The organism is Streptomyces sp. NPDC042259, assembly GCF_055582085.1.
Window position 1 is genome coordinate 113,696 of the sequence record NZ_JBVJDW010000008.1, and the last position, 18,914, is coordinate 132,609.

The following is an 18,914-nucleotide window of genomic DNA, read 5'->3' on the forward strand; positions in this document are numbered from 1 at the left end:
AGATGCTAGACCAGCGGCTTTTCCTCCCGGTACGGCGGGCTGGTGATCGGGCCGGGCCGGTCGAACGGCCCGGTGGCGGGTCCGCTGCCGGGGGCCGGGGGCTCGGCGTGGTGGCGGCCCCGCGTGCGGCCCGGGCGGACCGGCCACCATGTGCCCCGCCCGAGGAGGGCGGCCAGCGCGGGTACCAGCACGATGGAGAGGACGAAGGCGGAGAGCAGGATGCCGAGCGCCGTCGCGAAGCCGATCTGCTGGGTGGAGGGGTTCGCGTTGACGGCGAGGCTGCCGAAGGAAGCGGCGAGGACGACGCCCGCCGTGGCGATGGCGGGCGCGGTGTGGCGCACGGCGCGGGCGACGGCGGCACGGGCCGGGCCGGGGCGTTCCATCTCCTCGCGGATGCGGTCGCTGATGAGGATGTTGTAGTCGGTGCCCAGGGCGACGACGAAGAGGAACAGCACCAGCGGCAGGACGAAGTCGACGCCCGGCTTGTCGAGGAGGTGCTGGAAGAAGAGGGCGGCGGCGCCGAGGGTCGCGGCGAAGCCGAGGCCGACGGCGAGCATGAGAATGGCCGGGGCGAGCAGGCTGCGCAGCAGGACGAGCAGGATGAGGGCGATCAGTACGGCGGCGACCGGGAAGACGATCCTCAGGTCGTGGCCGACGGCGGTGGAGATGTCCGCGAAGATCGCGGCCGTGCCGCCGACGTGGGCTTCGGTGCCGGCCGGGGTGTGGCGGGCGACGGTGTCCCGCACGGGCCCCGAGACGAGGTCGCGGGCCTGCTGGGACTGGGCGTCGGCGGTGAGGTAGAGATCGATGCGGGCGGCGGTGCGGTCCTCGTCGAGGGTGGTCTTGCCGACCCGGCCGATGCCCTTGACCCGCGCCAGGGCCTTCGGCAGGGCATCGAGTCCCGCGGCGGTGAGGGGGCGGCCGTCCTTGGCGGTGACGTAGACGGTGGCCGGGTCGGACACTCCGGCGGGCAGGGCGCGGGAGATCTCCGCGGCGGTGGCGGCGGCCGGGGTGTCGTGGGCTCCGCCGGACTGGCCGAAGTCCATCCGGATGCCGATCATTCCGGCCGCCAGCGCGCCGAGCAGGGCGACAGAGGCCAGCACGAGGGCGAACGGGCGGCGGGCGACGAGGTCGCCGACGCGCGCGGCCGCGCCGGGGCGGGGTTCACACCGGAGGGCTCGGGAGGGCCAGAACATCTTGCGTCCGGTGACCGCGAGCAGCGCGGGCATCAGGGTGAGGCCGGCCAGCAGCATGACGAGCACCGAGACGGCGATGGCGGGGCCGAGCACGCGGAACTGTCCGAAGGTCGCGATGCCGAGGGTGGCGAAGGCGGCCACGATGGTGAGGGCGGCCGAGGTGATCGCGGTGCCGACCCGTGCGCTGACTTCCGCCGATACGACGCGTGCGGGCAGGTCGGGGCGGGCCCGCAGTTGTTCGCGGAAGCGGAAGAGGAGGAACAGGAAGTAGTCGATGCCGATGCCGATCAACACCACGTTGATCATGTTGGGGGTGGAGGTGTCGAGCTTGATGCCGGTGAGCATCGCGGCGCCGACGACCGCCCCCGCGGCCGCGCCGCCGACGATGACGACCGCGAGCAGCGGCACGAAGGCGGCCAGCGCGCTGCGGAACACCCAGATGTTGATCAGCACGATGAGACCGGTCATCACGATGCCGACGGCCTTCTGCGTGCTCTCCTCGGCTGCCGTGGTGTCGACGAGGTCGGCCAGGCCTCCGGTGAAGCCGGTGCGCATCCCGGCCTCGGCGAAGTCGTCCTTCACCTGGTGCCGGAAGGCCCGGTAGAGATCGTGCAGTGCGGGGTCCGTGGAGTTGCCGGTCAGCTCCACGGAGAGCAGTTCGAAGCCGCGGTCGGGGGCGACCATGACGGGGCTGACCTTGGGCGTCTGGGAGTAGTCCCGCCGCAGGAACGCGGGATCGTCGTCGGCCTTGGGCGCGGGCATCCGGACATGGCGGCTGCCCAGTCGTTCGGCGACGGCGCCGACGCGGCGGTGGTCGGGGCCGGTGAGGGGCTTGCCGTCGGCGCGGGCGACGAGCACGGTCACCGCGTTGGCGTCGGGCTTCACCCCGAACCGCTCCTCCGCGATCTTCAGCGCGGCGGCCGAGTCGTACGTCGCGGGCAGGAAGTCACCGGTCTGGGTCTGGGTGACGCGATAGATCAGCGCCTGGCTGAGCATGGTCAGGAAGAGGCCCACCACCGCCCAGAGGGCGATGACCTTCCATGGGTGGCGGGTGGAGAACCCGGTCAGGGCGCGGATCACTTCGTCCTCCGGCAGTGGGTGGCGAGCCGGGTGCTCCCGGCCGGCCTCCAGCTCATCAGCGCGGAACGGGCGAATCGTCCGAGCCCGGGACGAGAAAGGGCCTGGGAGCGGAGGCCGGGGCAAGCCGCCGGACCAGGACCGTGGTCCTGGTCCGGGATCGGCTCGGGGGCCCGGGGCGGTGCCGGGGGCCGGTGCCAGAATGGATCACGAGACGACAGTCGTGGCGCACCGGCAACAGCCGGCGGGGCGGCTGGGGGGGAGGACCACCACCGATGTCGACGACGCGCCCCGCTTCCGGGGCACCTGGGGCATCCGCGGCGGCCGCGCCGGGTGGTGGCGACGCGTTGCCGTGGACACGCAACGACGCACTGGTCACGGTCGGGGCGGCGGCCGTGGACCTGATCGGCTTCACCCTCACCAGCCAGGTCGAGCGCGGTCATGTCCCGGCGGCCGGATGCCTGCTGGTGATGGTGTCCGCGCTGCCGCTGCTGGCCCGGCGCCGCGCGCCGGTACTTACGCTCGCGGCGGTCCTGCTGCTCGGCCTGGTGCTGAACCTGAGCGTGCCGGTGGAGCAGCACTTCAACGCCACGGTCGTGGTCGCGCTGTACACCGTCGTACGGTCCGGGCGCCCGGCCGTGACGGCGCTGACGACGCTCGTGGCGGTGACGATGCCGCTGCTGGGGCAGACGTCGTGGCCGCGGCCGAGGATCGCGGACGTGGTGGGCAACGGGGCCGCCGGGCTGCTCGTCGTCGCCGCCGCGACCGTGATGAACCACTGGCACCGGGACATCGAGGCCAACCGCCGGCTGCTCGCCGACCGGGCGGTGGCCGACGAACGGCGGCGCATCGCACGGGAGTTGCACGACATCGTGGCGCATCACATCACCACCATGCAGCTGATGGCCGGGGGTGCCCGCGCCAACCTCGCCCGTGACCCGGAAGTGGCCCGGGAGGCGCTGGTCACCCTGGAGGGCTCCGGGCGGATGGCGCTGCGGGAGATGCGGCAACTGCTGGACGTGCTGCGGGCCGGGGACGAGGTGGAGGAGGAGCCGACCGCCCCGCAGCCCGGTGTCGGAGACCTGGAGCGGATCGTCGCCGAGTCGTGCCGGGCGGGAGTGCCCACCGCGTTCGAGGTGCGGGGCGAGGAGCGCCCACTGCCGCCGAGTGTGGGCCTGACCGTGTTCCGGATCGTGCAGGAGGCGCTGACGAACGCACGCAAGTACGCGGGCGGGGCGCGGGCATCCGTGCGGCTGACCTACGGCCCGGACGGGGTGGCGGTGGAGGTCTCCGACGACGGCGCGGGCACGGGCACGGGTTTCGGTCCGGGTTTCGGTTCGGGTTCCGGTTACGGCCTGGTCGGGATGCGGGAGCGGGTCGTGCTGCACGGCGGGACGCTGCGGACGGGCCCGCTGGCGGAGGGCGGGTTCCTGGTGTCGGCCCGGTTGCCGCTGCGGGCCGAGGAGGGGGCGCCGCGATGAGGGAAGCGAGGGGGCATTCGATGGGGGACGCGGTGGACGAGCGGGCGATCAGGGTGCTGATCGCGGACGACCAGCCGCTGGTGCGGCGTGGGCTGGCGCTGATCCTCTCGCCCGACCCGGCCTTCGAGGTGGTGGGCGAGGCGGGCGACGGTGCGGAGGCCGTCGCGCTCGCCCACCGGTCGCGGCCGGACGTCGTCGTGATGGACATCCGGATGCCGGTGCTGGACGGGGTCGCCGCGACCGCTCGGCTCGCGCGGGAGCTGCCCGGGTGCCGGGTGCTGGCGCTGAGCACCTTCGACATGGACGAGTACGTGGTGGCCGCGCTGCGCGCGGGTGCCTACGGGTTCCTGCCCAAGGACATCTCGCCGGAGGAACTCGTCGCGGCGGTCCGGGTGGTGCACACCGGGGAAGCCGCGGTCGCGCCCCGGCTCCTGACCCGGCTGATCTCCGCATACGTCAGAACCCCCCACCGCCCGGGGCCGCCCGCCGCGACCACGGCGGAACTCACACCACGGGAGCTGGAGGTGTGGCGGCTGATGGCCACCGGGCTCGACAACGCGGAGATCGCCGGGGCGATGGGCATCAGCGTGTCGACCGTGAAGAACCACATCACCAACGTCTTCGGCAAGCTCGGCGTCCGGGACCGGGCGCAGGCGGTGATCGCCGCGTACGAGACGGGTCTGGTCGAGGTGGCCGGCGGCCGGGGGTAGCGGCGCGGGTGCCGTCGCGGCCGAGGCGGGCCGGTGCCGTCAGCCGGTGGGGGCGGCGGCTTCGCGGCGGAGGGTCACGCCGCCACGAGCGCCGAAGTACCGGGTCAGGCCTTCTTAACCACGCTCGACTTGAGCTGCATGGGACCGAACCCGTCGACCTTGCAGTCGATGTCGTGCCCGTCCACCTCCTCCACGAGGCGGATGTTGCGCACCTTGGTACCCGCCTTGATCCCGCTGGGGCTGCCCTTCACCTTCAGGCTCTTGATCACCGTCACGGTGTCGCCGTCGGCGAGTACATTGCCGACCGCGTCCCTGATCACCCCGTCCTCGGTGCCGTCCGCGGGTTCGGCGGCCGCGAGCGACCACTCGTGCCCGCATTCCGGGCAGATCAGAAGAGCACCCATCTCGTAGGTGTACGCACTGGAGCACTCGGGGCACGGCGGCAGAATGTCGGTCACCGAGAAAGTCTATTTCAGCGCCCCGCCACCTGGCCCCCGCGCCGGGCGCGCGGCCGCGCGGGCGGGCCCGTTCAGCCGCCCCGCGCCTCCCGGGGGAGCTGCCGCATCCAGTGGCCGTCCGTGCTCCAGCCCAGGAAGCGGCGGGCCGGTCCGTCCTTCGTCGCAGCCGTGCCGTCGGTTTCGAACCGGCCGCCCGCGGCGACCAGCCGCAGCCCCGCGAGGGCGGGTGCGAGGCGCGCGGCGACGTGGCCGGGGTGGCGGGCCACCTCCCCTTCGAGTCCGGCCAGGACGGCCGCCCGCTCCTCCGCCGGGCACAGCGTCAGGTGGAATACGAACTGCCGCCACGCGTACGCCGCGTCCTTGATCGTCGCCAGGGGGTAGGGGTTGCCGTGCACCCGTTCCACCAGCCGGCACACGGTGGCGGAACAGCGCCGCGCCAGGTCGGCCCAGCCGGGCACCGGGGCGACACCGAGGGGGCCGGCGAGCGTGGCCAGGTTGTGGGTGGTGAGGATCTGCGCCTGCTCGATCACCATGCCGTGGGCCGCCACGGACCACCTGCCGCCCGTACCCGCCGCGGAACGGCACAGCACCGCGAAGTCCCGCTCCGGAGGGTTGCCCGTACCGAGGGCCCCTCCGTCGTACCCGTCCGCGCCGAGCGCCAGGACCAGCTCGTAGTCGATGCCGTAGTACCGCTCGTAGAGCGTCCCGCCGAGCAGTTCGCCCGCGATCCTCGCCGCCGTCAGGAACTTCTTGGAGAACGAACCCATGAAGATGTCCGCTGCCAGCTCCTCCACGAACGGCACACCGAGCGCGGCCGTGCGCGCGAGCGTGTTCAGTTCGCGGACGAGCGGGTTGGGCAGGACGGTCGCCGGGAAGCCCTGGAGCGCCAGCTCACCCAGGTGTACCAGCGTGGTGCGGGCCCCCTCTCGCGCCGCCCCCTCGCGCCGGTACCGGTCCACGGCCTGGACCCACGGCAGTTCCTCGACCCGCACCTGCCGTGCGAAGTCGAGCAGGAGCAGCGAGCGGCGGTTGCGGAAGGCCCGGTAGTTGGCCGCCATGAGGTGCCGCAGACGGTCGTCCTCGTACGCCGACGCCGTCGTCGACGCGACGAGCTGCGGCACCAGCTCGGCCAGGACTTCGGCCGACGGGACCACACCACGCTCGATGAGAACGCGGGCCGGTGCGCTGAGCGTCCCTTCGACGGTCCGCCGGATCGGCTCGGGTATCTCGGCACCGGCGGCGAGCCCGGCCGCACGCGCCTCCTCGTCGGTGACCGGCACGGTGAGCGGTTCCACCCGCGGTGTGCCGGTGTGTTGCGGCAGTTCGGCCAGCCGGCGCACCACGAGCTGGGCCAGGTCGTGGTGTGAGGGGAGCGACCCGTCGGCTGCCTGCCGCGCACGGAGCACGGCGTGCCGTTCGGACCCGGGCAGCCCGCGCCGACGCACCATGGAGTCGACGGCGAGCTGCAGCAGCCCCCGCAGACGGCGCTCCAGCGGCCGCCCGGCCACCGTCTCCGCCAGCGCGGTGCGCAGGACGGCCTGATTCGACTTGGCCTTGCGGTGTTTGCCGCAGCGGGTGTGTACCGCGGCAAGCTGTTCGTACCGCTCCAGCAGCAGCACGCCTCGCGCGTGCCAGCCGTCGTCCGGCGTGCGGGCCAGGACCCGGCCCGACTCGACGGTGCGCAGCCAGTGGGTGAGCAGTTCGTCGGCGAACGGGTTCCAGACCGTGAGCGCTTCCCGCATCGCCTCGACGGAAGGCTGGGGACGGCGCTTGGCGATCGTCTGCGACGCCTCGCCGACGGTGGTGCGGTGTACCACGGACAGGTCCGGCTCGGCGGTTGCCTTCGCGGGGCCGGGCCGGGGCGTGAAACGCAGCGTGTCCGCGAACGGCTCCAGGGTTTCCAGCAACGTCAGCGCGCCGAGCCGGTCTCCCGACCGCACCAGCCACGCCACGGTGAGCAGCGCCGCCTCCTCGGGGAGGGTCACTTCATAGGCGCCGCTGTCCAGCAGTGCCCCCAGTTCCGCGAGGCCGGCGTCGGTCAGTGCGTACGCGAACAGCGCGCCCCGCTCGGCGGGCACACCGGCCCGGCGGGCGGCCTCGCGCTCGTACGGCAGCAACGGCCCCCCGGCGCTCGCCTGCCCGGTGGCGAATCCACCGCGGACGACCTCGGGCGTCACCCACGCCGGAAGCCCGGCCACCGGCGTGCGCGAACCGACCACCAGGGTTCCGTCGGCGAGACCTGACAACACACCGCTCCAACGCCGGATGCGGTCCTCCGCCCGGCGGCGGGTGTCGTCGTCCTCGTGCGTCCGCGCGGTGGCGAGGGCCCGCGCCAACTGGTGTGCGGGGTAGCCGGGGTGGGCGGACAGGGGTCGCTGCTGCGTCTTGTCAGTCATGGCCGACGTGGCGGGATTCGCACCCGCGCCCTCCGGGTCCAGAGCCCGGTGCTCTACTGGCTGAGCTACACGCCGTCGTCACCGCGCCAGGCTAAGAGTGCCGACGGCGGGCGAGCAAACGAATATGCGACGACGCCGGTTCGTGTGCCGACTGAGCCGGGACCGCTTCAGCCCGGAGCCGGGCGGGGACGCAGGCCCGGGTTCCGTCCCGCTGTCGGCGGCGGAACAGGTCGTACGCCCGGCCCCAGGGCCCGTACCGCTCCGGGACGTCCCGCCACGGCGTCCCGGCCCTCCTCGCGCGGTCATCCTCAGGGTGCCCGAGGCCGGTGGCGCTCTCCCCCGTGGGGCGGAGCCGGTTCCATCCCGGAGCCGACGCGGCGGGCGGGGTGGGCTGTGATCGTCGATACCGATCAGGTGACCGGCACCTGACGGACCGAGGAGCGCCATGACCGTCCACCAGGCTGCGGCGCCCACGCTGAGCGCGCGATGGCGCGCGCCGCCTGGAGCACCGCGCGCCCCCGTACCGGGAGTACCCCGATGGGCCAGAGCTGCCGCCTACGCCATCCCCTTCACCGTGCTGCCCTCCGGTCTGTGGAGGATCATGACGGTCGTCTTTCACATCGGCGACGACGGCGTACACGGCAGGGGCCGGCTTCCCTCCTGGCTGCCCGGCCCGGTGTACGTCATCACTTTGTCGGCCCTCTCCGAGTTGATGGCCGTCACTGCCATCGGGCTCATCGCCGCCTGGGGGGAACATTTTCCGCGCTGGGTTCCGTTCCTGCGCGGCCGCAGAGGGCCACCCCTCGCCGCCGTCCTGCCGGCGGCCATCGGCGCCGCGATCCTGACGGTCCTCTGGACCACGACCGCCGTCACCGCGCTTTCCGGACGAACCATCGAAGGCCGGCGGCTGCCCAGCGACCACCCCCTGGAGGCACTGCACGGCTGGCGACTAGCCTTCTTCGACCTCACCTACGCCCCTCTGCTGCTGTGGGGGCCGCTGCTGGCAGCAGTCTGCTTCGCGTACTGGCGGAGACGGCACGGACAGCGCAGACGGCCCGCGGTCGAAGACTGACAACGGGCCGCTGGGGCGACGGCGGCTGACGGGGCATGGACAGGGGCGCCCGCGCATGGGTCTGGGCCCGTCGGATCGGGGAGATCCGGCGGGCCCAGGGACGGGGTGGTGCGTTCAGGTCACCATCGGTACCAGCGACCACGTCGGCCGCCTGCGCTCGTGGAGCGCATGACGAAGCCGAGGAGCCAGATCACCAGAACGGCGACGGCGACCCACCACAGGATTTTGACGGCGAATCCGGCGCCGAACAGGATCAGCGCGAGAAGCAGTACGAGTAGCAGGGGAACCATAGTTATCAACCTCCGAAACGACATGTGCCCCGCCTTCCGGCTTTCACACTTGTCTCTTCTTGGAGAGAGCACGAAAGATTTAGCGGTGCGGCTGATTGGCTGTGTTTGTTTGTGCGACCGAGTGGTGGGCAGTCGACCCTCGTCAGCGAATGATGAACAACGAGAGGAGATGCCGTGAGCGCGAGCGAGAAGGCCAAGGCGAAGACCGAGCAGGCCAAGGGCGCCGTCAAGAAGGAGGCAGGTCAGGCGGTCGGTAAGAAGGGCATGGCGGCCGAAGGCCAGAGCGACAAGAGCCGCGGCGAGCTTCGCGAGGCCAAGGAAAAGGCCAAGGATGCGGCCCGGGACTGAATGAGCGGGCCGAGCGTCCGGCAGAACGTGGGGTGGGGGTGACAACCCGAGCGGTTGTCACCCCCACCCCACGTTCACGCCACAATTGCCTCGTGCCGAGAATTGCCCGGGCCGCATTCCGACCCGGGCCACATTCTGATCAGTGGTCCGCTGTCATTCCGGCACGGAGTTTGGCCAGGATGCGCGACAGGAGCCGGGAGACGTGCATTTGTGAGACGCCGAGTTCCGCCCCGATCTCGGCCTGGGTCATCTCCTGGCCGAAGCGCATGGACAGGATGCGCCGTTCCCGCTCGTCGAGCTTTTCCATCAGCGGGGCGAGGCTGTGGAGGTCCTCCACGGTTTCCAGGGCGGGGTCGGGCTCGCCCAGGGCCTCGACGGACGGACGGCCCGTCGGGGCCCGTCCGTCCCCGTCCGATCCCTGGGGCATGTCCAGTGAACCGGCGGTGTAGCCGTTCGCGGCGACGATGCCTTCGACGACCTCGTCCTCGCTCAGCTTCAGATGCGCGGCGAGTTCCTTGACGGTCGGCTCGCGGTCGAGCAGGTTGGCGAGGTGGTCCTGGGCCTGGGCGAGTTCGACGCGCAGCTCCTGCAACCGCCGGGGGACGTGGACGGCCCAGCTGGTGTCGCGGAAGTGGCGTTTGATCTCCCCGACGATGTAGGGGACGGCGAAGGTGGTGAACACGACCTCGCGGGACAGGTCGAACCGGTCGATCGCCTTGATCAGACCGATCGTGCCGACCTGGACGATGTCCTCCATCTCACCGGCGCCACGGTTGCGGAAGCGGCTCGCGGCGAACCGGACCAGGGACAGGTTCATTTCGATGAGGGTGTTGCGCGCGTACTGGTACTCGCGCGTCCCCTCCTCAAGGACCTGCAGCCGGTCGAAGAACTGCTTGGACAGTTCCCGGGCGTCCTTCGGGGCGACCTTTCCGGCGTCCTCGATCCAGGGCAGGGTGCCCACCCCGGCCGGCGGGCCCGCCGTCGGCACCGTCGCGCTGCCCCACTGATCCTGCTCGATGTCGGAGGTCCTCACCGGTACCGCTGTCATGGCCCCGCCTTTCCTCGTAGACCGGCACTGTTGGAGCGCTTATTCCTCTGATCGCCCACTTCATTCCTGCGGATCCGAAGCGATCTGACCGGGGCCGGCGGATTCACCCGTTAGCGTGCCGCCGCGGCCGGTGGCGCGGTGCGGTGGTTCGCTCCTTCGTTCCCGTCAGGGTGTGCGTGATGTGGTGGGTGAGGCGGGGCAGCCAGTCAGGTCGCGCGTGACCGAGGGGGTGGTCGCCGTGTACGCCTGATCGCTGCTGTGGTGCACCGGGAACGGGCACCCGGGGCCGAACCGTCTGGCCGCCGCCTGCGCCACGGAAGCCGGACGAAACCGATGGCTGGAGTACGACCCGGCACGCGACCGGCTGCCCGAACCACCCCCGCCCGGCCCCTGTCACCGCTCGCCCTCTGGCGATCTCGGAAGGCCGCCCGGAAAGAAAACAGAAAAAAGTCGTCCGACGATGTCGAGAACCCGTGCCCGGCTCCGTCCCCGCAGTGAACGCGACCACAATGGGTCGCACCAGCACCGAGGAGATCACCATGGCCAAGTACTTGCTGCTCAAGCACTACCGCGGCGCTCCGAGCGCGGTCAACGACGTGCCCATGGACCAGTGGACGCCGGAGGAGATCTCGGCCCATATGCGGTACATGCAGGATTTCGCGGCCCGGCTCGAGAAGACCGGCGAGTTCGTCGACGGTCAGGCGCTCGCGCCCGAGGGGACGTTCGTCCGGTACGACGGTGAGGGCCGCCCGCCGGTCACCGACGGTCCGTTCGCCGAGACCAAGGACCTCATCGCCGGGTGGATGGTGATCGACGTCGAAAACTACGAGCGCGCCGTCGAGCTGGCCGGAGAGCTGTCGGCCGCCCCGGGGGCGGGCGGGAAGCCGATTCACGAGTGGCTGGAGCTGCGTCCGTTCCTGACCGCGCCGCCCACCGTCACGGAGTGACGTCCGAGGTGAACGAGAGCCTGCTCCGCAGCCTCACACCGAGCGTGCTCGCGATTCTCGTCCGCCGCGGAGCCGACTTCGCGGCGGCCGAGGACGCCGTGCAGGACGCGCTGGTCGAGGCGGTCCGGGTCTGGCCCGCCGACCCGCCGCGGGATCCGAAGGGCTGGCTGGTCACCGTGGCCTGGCGCCGGTTCCTCGACGCGACCCGGGCGGACACCGCCCGCCGCCGGCGTGAGAACCTCGTCGACGAGGAACCGGCGCCCGGGCCCGCCCCGGCGGTGGACGACACGCTCCAGCTCTACTTCCTGTGCGCCCACCCGTCACTGACGCCGTCGTCCGCGGTCGCGCTCACGCTGCGCGCCGTCGGCGGGCTGACCACCCGCCAGATCGCCCAGGCCTACCTCGTGCCCGAGACGACCATGGCGCAGCGCATCAGCCGGGCCAAACGCACCGTGGCCGGCGTGCGGCTCGACCGGCCCGGTGACGTGGCGACCGTGTTGCGCGTCCTCTACCTGGTCTTCAACGAGGGCTACTCCGGTGACGTCGACCTCGCCGCCGAGGCCATCCGGCTGACCCGGCAGCTCGCGGCCGCGATCGATCACCCCGAGGTGGCGGGACTGCTCGCCCTCATGCTGCTCCACCACGCCCGGCGGGCCGCCCGGACCACGCCCGACGGCAGCCTGGTGCCGCTCGCCGAGCAGGACCGCGGCCGGTGGGACACCGAGTCGATCGCCGAGGGCATCGAGATCCTCCAAGCGGCCCTCGCCCGCGACCGGCTGGGCGAGTTCCAGGCGCAGGCCGCCATCGCGGCACTCCACGCCGACGCGCCCACCGCCGAGGAGACCGACTGGGTGCAGATCGTCGAGTGGTACGACGAACTCGTGGGCCTGACCGACAGCCCGGTCGTGCGGCTCAATCGCGCGGTGGCCGTCGGCGAGGCCGACGGGCCGCGCGCCGGCCTGGCCGCGCTCGCGGAACTGGACGGCTCACTGCCCCGGCACACCGCGGTGGCGGCATACCTCCACGAGCGTGACGGCGACACGGTGACGGCGGCACGGCTGTACGCGGAGGCGGCGCGCAAGGCGACCAACCTCGCCGAGCGCGACCACCTGACGCGCCGGGCCGCCCGGCTCAACGTCCGCCGACGTCGCTGACGGCTCGCGCTCGGCGCTTTTCCCCGCACCGAGGCAGAGGGTGAGGTGTTCTCCGCGTCAGCGGGTCACGGCATGGAAAGCAGCCAGGGGTACGACGTGTGGAGGCTGCCAGGCCCGTAGGTGAACCCCAGGTGGGCGGGCTCCTTCCGCGCTGTGCAGATGAATTCCAACCGTACCGACTCGCCTTCCGCCACCGTGTTCCGGCCGCTCGAATGCAGCTCTACCGGGTAACCGGGGAGCCATGTGACACCGGGGTTCGCCCCCTCGTAGCTCCCGAAGTCGTAACTGTTCAGATCCACCGGAGCGCCGCTGCGATTCTGCACGGTGACGATGAGGCGGTAGGTGTGCGCGGCCGGCGGCCCGTCGCCGGTCATTTCCCGTGTCGGCGTGATGCGCTGGACGGGACCGATGGAGACCCGCACTCCGTCGTCGTAGGTGATGGTGCCCTCTCGCCCCTGGTGCTTCCCCGCGGCGGCGCCGGTGCGCTCGCGCGCGGTGACCTTTTCGTTGGTGTCGTAGCGGATGCAGCCGCCGTCGGTGGACAGAAAGGGGCTGCCCGCGTACCCGTCGATGCCGACGCGGATGGCGATGCCGTGGTCGTCGGTGGTGCCTATGCCGGGCCAGTCCGGGAGGAGGCGGTCGGGGTTCACCGGCTCGGGTGGCGGTACCTCGTGTGTCTTCCAGCCGTGGTGTTCCCAGGTGGTACGGAGCTTGCGGAGGTCCGCCAGGTAGTCGGCCTTGCCGGAGTACGTGAGGTTCCACACGTAGTGGGGACGGCCCCGGGTCACACCGTTGTTGTCGAACCCGAGGTCGTCGACGCACGAGGTGCTGGCTTCTTCGTGCTCCTGGGCGGCGTCGGCGGCGCCGGGCCGTAGGGCGCCGATGGCCTGCCTTCCGGCCTCACGGGTCCTGATGTCCTGCTTGCGGTACTCCGCTGCGGACCGTACGGGCCCGCCCTGAAGGTTCTCGAAGTAGTCGGAGACCACCACGAACGTCCAACCGATCACTCCGACCGCGGCCAAGCCGATGAGCCAGCGCCGCACGAGCACCTTTTTGCCGACGGTGGTCGTCGGGGCCGGCGCCGGGGCAGCGGTCGTTTCCTGGGGCGGGTGTGTCTCCATAAGGCGATCCCACCTTATGAGGCGGACTCGCCGGCAGGGGCTATGTGCTCATTCGTCTCTGAGTACGCGTACCCGCTTTCCAGCCACCGCCGATCGGCTCATCGGCCGGGGTCAGTGCCGTCCGGTCCCGGTTCCTCGTGGCTCAGCCGAGCCGGCGGTCGCGGTGGCGCCGGACCTCGTCGATGTGCCAGTAGTAGGGCGATTCGGTGCTGACAGCGCCGAGGGCGTCGATCACTTCGTCGCCGCGCGGGTCGTCACGCAGGGCCAGCCGGGTGGCCGCGGTGACGCGGACGGTCTCCGCCTCGTCGGCCAGGCATGCCGCGAGGGCATCCGAGGCGACCGCGGAGTCGGGCGGCGACTCCCGCAGGACCCAGCACGCCGACTCCCGGACGTCGGCGTCCGCGTCCCGGGTACACGCGACAGCGGCGTCCAGCGCCTCGGCATCGCCCTGCCGGAGCAACACGGTCAGGCCGGAGACCGCACTGCGCCGGACCCTCGGGTCGGCGTACCGCGTGAGACCGACGAGCGGCTGCCGCGCCCGCGGGTCCGCGGCGTTGACCAGTCCGAGGGTGAGGCCCCAGGTCACCAGCGGGTCCTCCTCCTCTTCCAGCCAGGGAAGGAACAGGTCCACGAGCGGCGCGTCGAAAACGTCGTCCTCGGATTCGTCGAAGATGTTGATGAGACACATCAATTCCGTACCGAAGTACCGCGCCAGGGGATCGGGGCGGTCACGCAAGGCGGCTGCCTCGCCCCAGACGGCGTGCGGATCGCGGTTCAGGAGCACGAATTTCGAAGCGCCCCACACCGCGTGCTCGACGTCCGCGACGGCGAGGGCGCGGTCCAGCAGCGCGGCGAAGGGTGTGGTGATGCCGTAGACCGGTTCCAGCTCCGTGAGGATCGCGGCGTGGCAGTCACGGATAGTCAGGTCGCCGAGTGAGAGTTCCCGGCACGTGTTCGTGGCGATGTTCCGGGCGGTCCTGCTCCGCACCGGCTCGGCGGAACCCGTGCGGCGGCGCAGTTCGGCCTCGGCGCCCGTGGTGTGCCGGCGCCGGGCCAGAGCGAGCGCGTCACAACCGTCGGCGCCCTTGATCCGTGGGTCCGCGCCGGCGTGCAGGAGTCTGGAGACGATGTCACTGGCGCCGCGGTCGACGGCGCGCAGCAGCGGCGTCCGGCCGTCGGCACCGATGTGGTCGATGTCCCAGCCAGTGGACTCGGCCCACACCACGAGTCCGTCGACGAGCGGCTCGTCGAAGGTCTCCACGGCCAGGTCGAGGACCGCTGCGAGTTGCGTACGGCCGCCGTCGGCGGCCTCGCCCAGCAGCGCGCGCACCGCCGCGACGTCCCCGTTCCGCACGGCCGCGATCAGCGGCTGCTCATTCTCCTGCATAACGGTCATGATCTCAGTACGCTCACGGGCATACCGGGCCGGGGCAGTCGGCCACGACGGCCGAGGCCGGCGACGGCCGCGCAGACCGGACGTCTGTCTTGACCGCCCCATGGCGAGACACCGAGAGGGGAGACCTCGTCCGACATGGAAATCCACGGCCACTGCGATGACCGGTTCGGGGCAGTACGAGAGGCGTTCGCCGACTCCCTCCGCGGCGGGGCGGACGTGGGCGCCTCGGTGGCGGTCCACCTCGACGGCGAAGCCGTCGTCGACCTGTGGGGAGGCCACGCCGACCAGGCCCGTACTCGGCCATGGCAGCGCGACACCATCACCAACGTATGGTCCATCACGAAGACGATGACCGCGCTGTGCGCCCTTGCCCTCGCCGACCGCGACGAACTCGACCTGTGCGCGCCGGTCGCGCGATATTGGCCCGAGTTCGGCGCCGCGGGAAAGGAACGCGTCGAGGTCCGGCACCTCCTCGGCCACACCGCCGGCCTCCCCGACTGGGACCAGCCCATGACACTCGACGACCTGTGTGACTGGGAGAAGGCCACCACCCTGCTGGCCCGTCAATCTCCCCGTTGGTCACCCGGTACGAAGTCCGGCTACCACCGGTTCACCCATGGCTTTCTGATCGGCGAGGTCATCCGCCGCATCTGCGGGCAGTCGATCGGCGCGTTCTTCGCCGACCAGCTCGCGGCACCGCTGCATGCCGACTTCCACATCGGCCTCGCAGCCGAACACGATCACCGCGTCTCCGACGTCATCCCCGCGCCCGGCCCCGCGCCCGCGGCCAACCCACGGGCGTCCATTCCGGTCGGCGCCTACGTGACCTCCCAGGACACCGCGAGCGCCCAGTGGCGCCGTGCCGAAATTCCCGCCGCGGCGGGCTACGGGAACGCACGGTCCGTGGCCGCGCTCCAATCGCTGCTCACCTCACCGGCCCGGTCCGCCTCGGCACGCCTTCTTTCCGAAGCGACGTGCCGCACCGTGTTCGACGAACAGTCCCACGGCGTCGATCTCGTCCTCGGCATCCCCATGCGCTTCGGCATCGGCTACGCCCTGAACGCCGACGACGCACCCGTCAGGACCATCAACCCCCGTACTTGCTACTGGGGCGGAAGAGGCGGATCGCTGATCGTCAACGACCTCGACGCACGCATGACCATCGCCTACGTGATGAACCGGATGACCCACCTCGGCCTCGCCGACCCACGCCCCCAAAGGCTCCTCCGCGCCACCTACCAAGCCCTGGCGCTCTGACGTTGAGGGTCGAGGATCCGCCGGAGGCGGTCGATGCTCGCGCGCCATCGCTGCCCGTCGTCGCTCTCGTCCCAGAGGTCGGCGAGCTCGGATTCTTTCGCGAGAACTCGGTCGAGGGCGCCGACAGCAGGGACCCGCAGGTCCTCAGGGAGGGTGGGTACAGCCTGCCGCGGGCCGTAGCTTGAGCCGTGCGCCCCCGCCGGATCGCAGCGGGGGCAAACGGTCGAGGGGTCGAAGTCAGGCTACTTCGGGCAGGTCACGGCACCCGTGATGATGCCGCTGAAGGCGCCGGTCATCATGCCGATGGCCACGCCGGGGGACCGCCCAGAAGCCCCATGACGCCCGAGCTGACGATGCTGGTGCCGATCTTCGCGGCCATGCACGTGTCGTGCTCGTCGCTGGTCTTGGAGGCGGAAGCGGCCTTCCCGTAGCCGCCAGGCTTCCAGGAACGTCAGCGAGACGACGTCCTCGGCCAGGGACCGGTCGCCGGTCACCCGGGCGGCATGCCGGTAGACCAGGGCGGCATGGTCGTCGAACAGTTCCCGGAACGCTCCGGGATCTCCGCGACGTATGCGGTCGTGCATCGAATGTTTCACACGGGGACTTGTCCGCTCGGGATCAGGAGTTCCCGTGATCCAGGCCACAGGTGTCGGGTGTACGGCGTGGTGTGCGAGAGGCGGCCGGCTCTTCGCGCGCCCGGGGGCGCGATCCGCGCGTCAGTCCTGCCACGGGCTCGGGCCCGTGCCGGCGCCCCACTCGGCGAGCTGTTCGGCATCGAAGCAGCGTATGCCGCACTGGGCGGCGTACTCGGCGGCGGGCTGGGTGAAGTCGCTGGTGGTGACCACGACGGCCGTGTGAGCGTCGTGGATGGCGAAACACGTGCCGCCGAAACGCTGGAGGTCCTGGGAGCCGACCTTGTGCTCGGGGCCGTACCGCTTGCATTGGATGACGATGTTCCGCCCGTCCGGAGCGGTGGCCACGACATCGGCCCCCAAGTCACCCGCGCCGCCGGTGACGTGCACATCAAGGCACCCGTCCCGTCGGCACAGCTCCGCTACGGCCTCCTCGAACTCCAGCGGGTCCATCGCGCCGTAAGCGACGGCCGGGCCGGGTTCCTCGGCCGGGTCCGCGGCGGCGGACACGTCCGGGGCCGTCACCGCCGCCTCCGGCGGGGGCGGCGAGAAGGCGGTCCGCCAGGGGAAGGCGTGGTGGCGCAGTCGCAGCACCACCGCACCGACCAGGAACAGCGAGGCCACCGCCAGCAGGGCGGTCATGGGGTGGCTTCCGGCCGCCCGGGCCGTGGTGCGCACCATGAGGCCGGCACCGCACAGGACGATGGCGATCAAGCCGAAACAGAACCCCAACTGGCGTATCCCAAAAGGGCGTTGGCGGCCGGTGCGCACTCTGCTGCCGGGAACGGTCATGGCGTTGCTCCCCCACCTGTCCGACACCAAGATCATCGAACTTCTGCCCCGCCGCGGCGTTCCCACACCCGGCCGGGCCAGTAAGGACCGTCGCGGATGACAGGCCCTCTGGGGAGGTTGCGGAATCCTACGGTCGCGCACCCGGCTCGGGCCTGACGTACCGTCCCCAGATCTGCGCCTTGCGGTACGGGCCGTCGCCGTCGCTGTCGTACTGCGGGGCGTCGAAAATGACCCAGTACAGCAACTCCTCGCTGTGCGCCCGGGGCGACCGGTTGGGTTCGGGCGCACCCATGGGGTCGATCGTTCCGGGGAACTCGCATGACCACGGCCCGTCCCAGTCCGGGTCGCGGATCACCATGACCCGGGTGCCCGGGGCCAACGCGCCCGTCGGCCATGCCTGTCCCAGGGGGCGGCCGATGATGTGCTCGATCGCCCGGCGGTCAGGTGCGGATCCGGGGGCGGGCCCGGAGCTGGTGTTCATGCCGTTCATCCTGCCGCACCGCCGCCGGATGCGGGCCGCCCGGCCGCTTCGGGCGCCTCCTCCGTAGCGTCGCATCCGGTCAATTCCCTTCCGTACCAACCCCACCCGGCATTCGAGAACGCTGTGTGCCCGCCTACAGTGGGGCCCAATGACACTTCTTCATGTTCATGACTTCGGGGGCGACGGCCCCCAACTGGTTCTGCTGCACGGTTACGGGCGCTCGCTCACCGACTGGGACGCCTCGGCCGCCCTGCTCACCACCGCCGGACACCGCGTCCTCGCGGTCGACCTCCCCGGACACGGCCGCTCCCCCGGCATCTCTCCCTGGACCATCCCCGCCGTGGTGCGGCACATCGCGGACACACTCGACGCGCAGGGCGTGCCGGAGGCCGCCGTGGTGGGCCATTCCCTCGGGGGGCTGATCGCGGTCGAGTACGCCCGGGCGCGTCCGGACCGGGTCCGTGCCGCCGTGAATCTCGACGGATTCTGGTGGGGACGCGAGTTCCCCGGCGCCGAACGGGTGGGCGAGGGGCTGTTGGCATCGGCCGGAGCCATCGCGTCACCCGAGTACATCGAGGAACAGGTCGTCAACTCCGCCCGGTTCGGGATTCCCGCCGACCGCGCGGAAGCCGCCGCTCGCGCGGCAGTGCGCCCGTTGCCCGACGGCACGTGGCAGACCCTGCCGGATCGGGCGGCTGCGCTGGGGATTCTCGACGAACTCCACCGGCTCGGCGCGCTCGGTGTCACCACCTGGCTGGACGGGGTCGACTGCCCGCTGCTGCTGGTACAGGCCGGCCGGCGGCTGCCGCCCGCGCCCGGCATGGAGTGGTTCGACGCGTTCAACGCCCGGTTCACCCAGGGGGTCTCCGACGAGCTGGCCGCGCTCTCCCGCACCCGGGCGACGATCAGCGTCGACCGGATCGACGCCACCCACCCCATGACCCTGGAGGCCCCGGAAGCGGTGGCGGCCCTGGTCGCCGGGTTCGTTCAAGGTCTGCCTGGCTGAGGGCTCCGGCGCGGCTCACCGGCCCCGTTCCGGCCGTCTTCCCACCACTCGC

18 protein-coding genes, 1 tRNA gene and 1 pseudogene are annotated in these 18,914 nt (G+C 71.5%); 8 read left to right on the forward strand and 12 right to left on the reverse strand.

Annotated elements, in window-relative coordinates; genetic code table 11:
* Positions 1–5: 5 nt before the first annotated feature.
* Positions 6–2,276, reverse strand: a complete 2,271-nt coding sequence (locus ACZ6MA_RS21915) for an MMPL family transporter (protein WP_469435589.1) — start codon at positions 2,274–2,276, stop codon at positions 6–8.
* A 344-nt stretch (positions 2,277–2,620) separates the two neighbouring features.
* Here ACZ6MA_RS21915 and ACZ6MA_RS21920 point away from each other — a divergent pair, with 344 nt between their 5' ends.
* Both ACZ6MA_RS21920 and ACZ6MA_RS21925 read left to right on the forward strand, forming a co-directional pair.
* Positions 2,621–3,754: a sensor histidine kinase gene (locus tag ACZ6MA_RS21920; RefSeq protein ID WP_469435590.1), complete on the forward strand. Its 1,134-nt coding sequence runs from the start codon at positions 2,621–2,623 to the stop codon at positions 3,752–3,754.
* Positions 3,751–4,464, forward strand: coding sequence for a response regulator (locus ACZ6MA_RS21925; protein WP_469435591.1), 714 nt, complete (start codon positions 3,751–3,753; stop codon positions 4,462–4,464). The genes ACZ6MA_RS21920 and ACZ6MA_RS21925 overlap by 4 nt, the downstream gene beginning before the upstream one ends.
* Before the next feature lie 104 nt (positions 4,465–4,568).
* On the opposite strand, the gene ACZ6MA_RS21930 is transcribed toward ACZ6MA_RS21925, so the two are convergent.
* The 3 genes from ACZ6MA_RS21930 to ACZ6MA_RS21940 all read right to left on the reverse strand — a co-directional run bounded on the left by ACZ6MA_RS21930 (position 4,569) and on the right by ACZ6MA_RS21940 (position 7,393).
* Positions 4,569–4,922 carry a zinc ribbon domain-containing protein YjdM gene (locus tag ACZ6MA_RS21930; protein WP_469435592.1) on the reverse strand — a complete coding sequence of 118 codons (354 nt, stop codon included), beginning with the start codon at positions 4,920–4,922 and terminating at the stop codon, positions 4,569–4,571.
* A gap of 71 nt (positions 4,923–4,993) precedes the next feature.
* Positions 4,994–7,318: a hypothetical protein gene (locus ACZ6MA_RS21935; protein ID WP_469435593.1), complete on the reverse strand. Its 2,325-nt coding sequence runs from the start codon at positions 7,316–7,318 to the stop codon at positions 4,994–4,996.
* A tRNA-Gln gene (locus tag ACZ6MA_RS21940) sits at positions 7,318–7,393 on the reverse strand. The genes ACZ6MA_RS21935 and ACZ6MA_RS21940 overlap by 1 nt, the downstream gene beginning before the upstream one ends.
* Positions 7,394–7,919: 526 nt before the next feature.
* Between ACZ6MA_RS21940 and ACZ6MA_RS21945 the strand changes: the two genes are divergently transcribed.
* Positions 7,920–8,390 (forward strand): hypothetical protein, encoded by a 471-nt coding sequence (locus tag ACZ6MA_RS21945; RefSeq protein WP_469435594.1) that lies wholly within the window; start codon positions 7,920–7,922, stop codon positions 8,388–8,390.
* Between the two features lie 119 nt (positions 8,391–8,509).
* Here the strand turns inward: ACZ6MA_RS21945 and ACZ6MA_RS21950 are convergent, their stop codons facing one another.
* Entirely contained in the window at positions 8,510–8,680 is a 171-nt protein-coding gene (locus ACZ6MA_RS21950; RefSeq protein WP_469435595.1) for a hydrophobic protein, read from the reverse strand.
* Between the two features lie 174 nt (positions 8,681–8,854).
* On the opposite strand from ACZ6MA_RS21950, the gene ACZ6MA_RS21955 reads away from it, so the two are divergent.
* Positions 8,855–9,028 carry a CsbD family protein gene (locus ACZ6MA_RS21955; RefSeq protein WP_469435596.1) on the forward strand — a complete coding sequence of 58 codons (174 nt, stop codon included), beginning with the start codon at positions 8,855–8,857 and terminating at the stop codon, positions 9,026–9,028.
* A 139-nt stretch (positions 9,029–9,167) separates the two neighbouring features.
* Here ACZ6MA_RS21955 and ACZ6MA_RS21960 read toward each other — a convergent pair whose 3' ends face one another.
* Positions 9,168–10,076 carry an RNA polymerase sigma factor SigF gene (locus tag ACZ6MA_RS21960; RefSeq protein WP_469435597.1) on the reverse strand — a complete coding sequence of 303 codons (909 nt, stop codon included), beginning with the start codon at positions 10,074–10,076 and terminating at the stop codon, positions 9,168–9,170.
* A gap of 539 nt (positions 10,077–10,615) precedes the next feature.
* Here ACZ6MA_RS21960 and ACZ6MA_RS21965 point away from each other — a divergent pair.
* Positions 10,616–11,023, forward strand: a complete 408-nt coding sequence (locus ACZ6MA_RS21965; protein ID WP_469435783.1) for a YciI family protein — start codon at positions 10,616–10,618, stop codon at positions 11,021–11,023.
* An 8-nt stretch (positions 11,024–11,031) separates the two neighbouring features.
* Positions 11,032–12,177: an RNA polymerase sigma factor gene (locus tag ACZ6MA_RS21970; RefSeq protein ID WP_469435784.1), complete on the forward strand. Its 1,146-nt coding sequence runs from the start codon at positions 11,032–11,034 to the stop codon at positions 12,175–12,177.
* Between the two features lie 65 nt (positions 12,178–12,242).
* On the opposite strand, the gene ACZ6MA_RS21975 is transcribed toward ACZ6MA_RS21970, so the two are convergent.
* A complete protein-coding gene (locus ACZ6MA_RS21975; protein WP_469435598.1) occupies positions 12,243–13,298 on the reverse strand; it encodes a hypothetical protein in 1,056 nt (351 codons plus the stop codon).
* Positions 13,299–13,440: 142 nt separating this feature from the next.
* Positions 13,441–14,694 (reverse strand): HEAT repeat domain-containing protein, encoded by a 1,254-nt coding sequence (locus tag ACZ6MA_RS21980; protein WP_469435599.1) that lies wholly within the window; start codon positions 14,692–14,694, stop codon positions 13,441–13,443.
* Between the two features lie 135 nt (positions 14,695–14,829).
* Here ACZ6MA_RS21980 and ACZ6MA_RS21985 point away from each other — a divergent pair, with 135 nt between their 5' ends.
* Positions 14,830–15,951 carry a serine hydrolase domain-containing protein gene (locus ACZ6MA_RS21985; RefSeq protein ID WP_469435600.1) on the forward strand — a complete coding sequence of 374 codons (1,122 nt, stop codon included), beginning with the start codon at positions 14,830–14,832 and terminating at the stop codon, positions 15,949–15,951.
* Here the strand turns inward: ACZ6MA_RS21985 and ACZ6MA_RS21990 are convergent.
* From ACZ6MA_RS21990 to ACZ6MA_RS22005, 4 genes and pseudogenes are all read right to left on the reverse strand, one after another.
* The gene (locus tag ACZ6MA_RS21990; RefSeq protein ID WP_469435785.1) at positions 15,930–16,091 is read right to left on the reverse strand and encodes a DUF4259 domain-containing protein; all 162 of its coding nucleotides are present in this window, start codon (positions 16,089–16,091) and stop codon (positions 15,930–15,932) included. The two genes, ACZ6MA_RS21985 and ACZ6MA_RS21990, sit on opposite strands and share 22 nt — an antisense overlap.
* A 282-nt stretch (positions 16,092–16,373) precedes the next feature.
* Positions 16,374–16,535: pseudogene (locus ACZ6MA_RS21995) on the reverse strand (RNA polymerase sigma factor); the annotation flags it as partial.
* Between the two features lie 132 nt (positions 16,536–16,667).
* Positions 16,668–17,297 carry a restriction endonuclease gene (locus ACZ6MA_RS22000; protein ID WP_469435601.1) on the reverse strand — a complete coding sequence of 210 codons (630 nt, stop codon included), beginning with the start codon at positions 17,295–17,297 and terminating at the stop codon, positions 16,668–16,670.
* A gap of 205 nt (positions 17,298–17,502) precedes the next feature.
* A complete protein-coding gene (locus ACZ6MA_RS22005; RefSeq protein ID WP_469435602.1) occupies positions 17,503–17,856 on the reverse strand; it encodes a ferrous iron transport protein A in 354 nt (117 codons plus the stop codon).
* 148 nt (positions 17,857–18,004) lie between these two features.
* On the opposite strand from ACZ6MA_RS22005, the gene ACZ6MA_RS22010 reads away from it, so the two are divergent.
* Positions 18,005–18,862, forward strand: a complete 858-nt coding sequence (locus ACZ6MA_RS22010) for an alpha/beta fold hydrolase (RefSeq protein ID WP_469435603.1) — start codon at positions 18,005–18,007, stop codon at positions 18,860–18,862.
* Positions 18,863–18,914 lie beyond the last annotated feature (52 nt).

What these genes read in the sequence shown, in the direction of transcription:
- ACZ6MA_RS21950 (WP_469435595.1), bottom strand. Translation starts at nt 8,680, where the DNA reads ATGGTTCCCCTGCTACTCGTACTGCTTCTCGCGCTGATCCTGTTCGGC.
- ACZ6MA_RS22005 (WP_469435602.1), bottom strand. Translation starts at nt 17,856, where the DNA reads ATGAACACCAGCTCCGGGCCCGCCCCCGGATCCGCACCTGACCGCCGG.
- ACZ6MA_RS21925 (WP_469435591.1), top strand. Translation starts at nt 3,751, where the DNA reads ATGAGGGAAGCGAGGGGGCATTCGATGGGGGACGCGGTGGACGAGCGG.
- ACZ6MA_RS21975 (WP_469435598.1), bottom strand. Translation starts at nt 13,298, where the DNA reads ATGGAGACACACCCGCCCCAGGAAACGACCGCTGCCCCGGCGCCGGCC.
- ACZ6MA_RS22010 (WP_469435603.1), top strand. Translation starts at nt 18,005, where the DNA reads ATGACACTTCTTCATGTTCATGACTTCGGGGGCGACGGCCCCCAACTG.
- ACZ6MA_RS21960 (WP_469435597.1), bottom strand. Translation starts at nt 10,076, where the DNA reads ATGACAGCGGTACCGGTGAGGACCTCCGACATCGAGCAGGATCAGTGG.
- ACZ6MA_RS21935 (WP_469435593.1), bottom strand. Translation starts at nt 7,318, where the DNA reads ATGACTGACAAGACGCAGCAGCGACCCCTGTCCGCCCACCCCGGCTAC.
- ACZ6MA_RS21985 (WP_469435600.1), top strand. Translation starts at nt 14,830, where the DNA reads ATGGAAATCCACGGCCACTGCGATGACCGGTTCGGGGCAGTACGAGAG.
- ACZ6MA_RS21945 (WP_469435594.1), top strand. Translation starts at nt 7,920, where the DNA reads ATGACGGTCGTCTTTCACATCGGCGACGACGGCGTACACGGCAGGGGC.
- ACZ6MA_RS21980 (WP_469435599.1), bottom strand. Translation starts at nt 14,694, where the DNA reads ATGACCGTTATGCAGGAGAATGAGCAGCCGCTGATCGCGGCCGTGCGG.
- ACZ6MA_RS21965 (WP_469435783.1), top strand. Translation starts at nt 10,616, where the DNA reads ATGGCCAAGTACTTGCTGCTCAAGCACTACCGCGGCGCTCCGAGCGCG.